The sequence below is a fragment of the Pseudomonas sp. PICF6 genome (assembly GCF_009831705.1).
In the GTDB taxonomy this organism is placed as follows: domain Bacteria; phylum Pseudomonadota; class Gammaproteobacteria; order Pseudomonadales; family Pseudomonadaceae; genus Aquipseudomonas; species Aquipseudomonas rhizophila.
Genome location: NZ_WUUD01000013.1, coordinates 404,152 through 407,043 on the forward strand (window position 1 = coordinate 404,152; position 2,892 = coordinate 407,043).

General features: G+C 61.2%; 3 protein-coding genes. 2 read left to right on the top strand and 1 reads right to left on the bottom strand.

Going from position 1 to position 2,892, the window contains the following annotated elements:
- Positions 1-1,280, bottom strand: a 1,280-nt coding sequence (gene eat, locus GSM73_RS06870) for an ethanolamine permease (protein ID WP_160892029.1), incomplete at its 3' end; no start/stop codon positions are given.
- A gap of 405 nt (positions 1,281-1,685) precedes the next feature.
- Here eat and kdpF point away from each other — a divergent pair.
- Together kdpF and kdpA are read left to right on the top strand one after the other, a co-directional pair.
- Positions 1,686-1,775, top strand: coding sequence for a K(+)-transporting ATPase subunit F (gene kdpF / locus GSM73_RS06875; RefSeq protein WP_047226333.1), 90 nt, complete (start codon positions 1,686-1,688; stop codon positions 1,773-1,775).
- A gap of 8 nt (positions 1,776-1,783) precedes the next feature.
- A partial coding sequence (gene kdpA, locus GSM73_RS06880) for a potassium-transporting ATPase subunit KdpA (protein ID WP_372241366.1) occupies positions 1,784-2,892 on the top strand: 1,109 nt, incomplete at its 3' end.

A 2,892-nucleotide genomic window follows, 5' to 3' on the forward strand; every position in this document is an offset into this window, starting at 1 on the left:
AAACCGAGGAAGATCAGCCCGATCAGGGCATTGAACCAGGCCATCGCTACCAGGCACACCACTGCCAGTACCAGGGCGATACCCGGGATGATCGGATAGCCCGGCGCGCGGAAGGTGCGTTCCAGGTTGGGTTCGGTTTTACGCAGTTTGAACAGGCTGAGCATGCTCATGATGTACATGACGATCGCGCCGAACACCGCCATGGTGATCATCGCTGCGGTCAGGGTCATGCCACCGAGGTTGATCAGGCCGTCGCTGTAGATCGCCGCGATGCCGATCAGGCCGCCGGCGATGATGGCCCGGTGCGGGGTCTGGAAGCGTGACAGTTTGGCCAGGGAGGCGGGCAGGTAGCCGGCGCGGGCGAGGGCGAAGAACTGGCGCGAGTAGCCGAGGATGATGCCGTGGAAGCTTGCCACCAGGCCGAACAGGCCGATCCATACGAGCATGTGCAACCAGCCGGAGCTTTCGCCGACTACGGTTTTCATGGCTTGGGGCAGCGGGTCGTTGATGTTGGACAGGGTGCGCCAGTCGCCTACGCCACCGGCGAAGAACATCACGCCCATGGCCAGGAACACCAGGGTCAGGATGCCGCTGATGTAGGCCTTGGGAATTGTGCGTTTCGGGTCCTTGGCTTCTTCGGCGGCCATGGCCGCGCCCTCGATGGCCAGGAAAAACCAGATGGCGAAGGGGATTGCGGCGAACATCCCGGCGATGGCCGGCGCGCCGAACACATCGGAACCGGCCCAGCCGTTCAAGGCGAAGCTACTGAAGCTGAACGCCGGGGCGACTACGCCCATGAACACCAGCAGTTCGGCCACCGCCAGCACGCAGACGATCAGTTCGAAGGTCGCCGCCAGTTTCACCCCGAGGATGTTCAGGCCCATGAACACAATATAGGCACCGACCGCTGCGTGTTTCGGGTCCAGGGCCGGGAATTGCACGTTCAGGTAGGCACCGATGGCCAGAGCGATGGCCGGTGGGGCGAAGACGAATTCGATCAGCGTCGCCAGGCCGGCGATCAACCCACCTTTCTCTCCAAAGGCCCGACGGCTGTAGGCGAATGGTCCGCCAGCGTGGGGGATGGCGGTGGTCAGCTCGGTGAAGCTGAAGATGAAGCAGGTGTACATGGCCGCAACCATGAATGATGTCACCAGAAAGCCCAGCGTTCCGGCAACGCCCCAGCCGTAGCTCCAGCCGAAGTACTCGCCGGAGATCACCAGCCCGACGGCAATGCCCCATAAATGCAGGGTGCCCAGGGTGGGTTTGAGTTGTGTGTTCATCGGTGGCTCCCCCTCGATCCATAGCAAAAGCGCTGGGGTGGGGCAGTGCAGTGGGCGTGCCAGTGTGGCGGCGGTGGTCGTAATGGGTGAAATTGTGTCGTATCGGGGATGTTCGCTGCCTGATGGCTCGATTTTGTGCTCCAGTTCGGAGCGTCAGCGCCAGGGCGGGCCTCATCGCGAGCAGGCTCGCTCCCACAGGGGATCTTCAGTGGAGGCAAATTCTCTATTCACAACAGATCAAATGTGGGAGCGAGCCTGCTCGCGATGAGGCCCACCCAGCCAATCACCAACCCCTTTTTTACACATTCTTTATCCCTCGCCCCCTCTCTCGATCTCGTTCCTTTACGCCCTCCCTGCCGACAATCACTCCACACACGGCATGACGCCGTACGACGGAGAAATCCCATGAGCCTTCTGGACGGGGTGTCGCTGCTGCTGGCAGCGGCGCTGTTCATTTATCTACTGATTGCGCTGTTGCGCGCGGATCGGAACTAGGAGTGGCTATGCACGGTTATGACTACGGGCTGATCCTCGCCTTCTTTGCGCTGGTGCTGATTCCTGCACCGTTTCTGGGGCGTTTCTACTACCGGGTGATGGAAGGCCAGCGCACTTGGCTTTCACCTGTCCTTGGCCCGGTGGAGCGTGGCTGCTATCGCTTGGCCGGCGTCGATCACACCGTTGAGCAGAGCTGGCAGAAATACACCCTGGCCTTGCTCGCTTTCAACCTGGCCGGTTTTTCGCTGTTGTTCGCGATTCTGTTGTTACAGGGACATTTGCCACTCAACCCCGAAAAAGTGCCGGGTATGGAGTGGACCCAGGCATTCAACACCGCGGTGAGTTTCACCACCAATACCAATTGGCAGTCCTACAGCGGTGAAGCCTCGTTGAGCTACCTGAGCCAGATGCTTGGCCTGGCTGTGCAGAACTTTGTCAGCGCAGCTACCGGCCTGGCCGTGCTGGTGGCGCTGTGTCGCGGAATTGGGCGCAAATCCGCTGCAACGCTGGGTAACTTCTGGGTCGACATGACCCGCGCCACCCTCTACGGGTTGTTACCGCTGTGCCTGTTGCTGGCCCTGTTCCTGGTGTGGCAGGGCGTGCCGCAAACCTTCGCGCACTATGTGCATGGGTTGACGATGCAAGGCGCGGATCAAGTGATTCCATTGGGCCCGGCCGCCAGCCAGATCGCGATCAAGCAACTGGGCACCAACGGTGGTGGTTTCTTCGGCGTCAATTCGGCACACCCCTTCGAGAATCCGACGGCCTGGAGCAACCTGTTCGAAGTCGCCTCGATCATCCTGATTCCCGCCGCGCTGGTGTTCACCTTCGGCCATTACGTCAAGGACCTGCGCCAGAGTCGGGCGATCATCGCCTGCATGCTCGTACTGTTTCTGATCGGCGGCGCCACCTCGTTGTGGGCCGAATCCCAACCCAATCCGGCGCTGCATAACGCTTCGGTGGAGCAGACCGCGCCACTGGAGGGCAAGGAGGCGCGCTTTGGCACCACGGCCACGGTGCTGTGGTCCGTCACCACCACGGCGGCCTCCAATGGCTCGGTCAATGGCATGCATGACAGCCTCAATCCTCTGAGCGGCATGGTCTCGCTGGTGAACAT

Bases quoted from the DNA above. Each gene is read 5' to 3' on its own strand.
- kdpF (WP_047226333.1), top strand. From the start codon at position 1,686: ATGAGCCTTCTGGACGGGGTGTCGCTGCTGCTGGCAGCGGCGCTGTTC.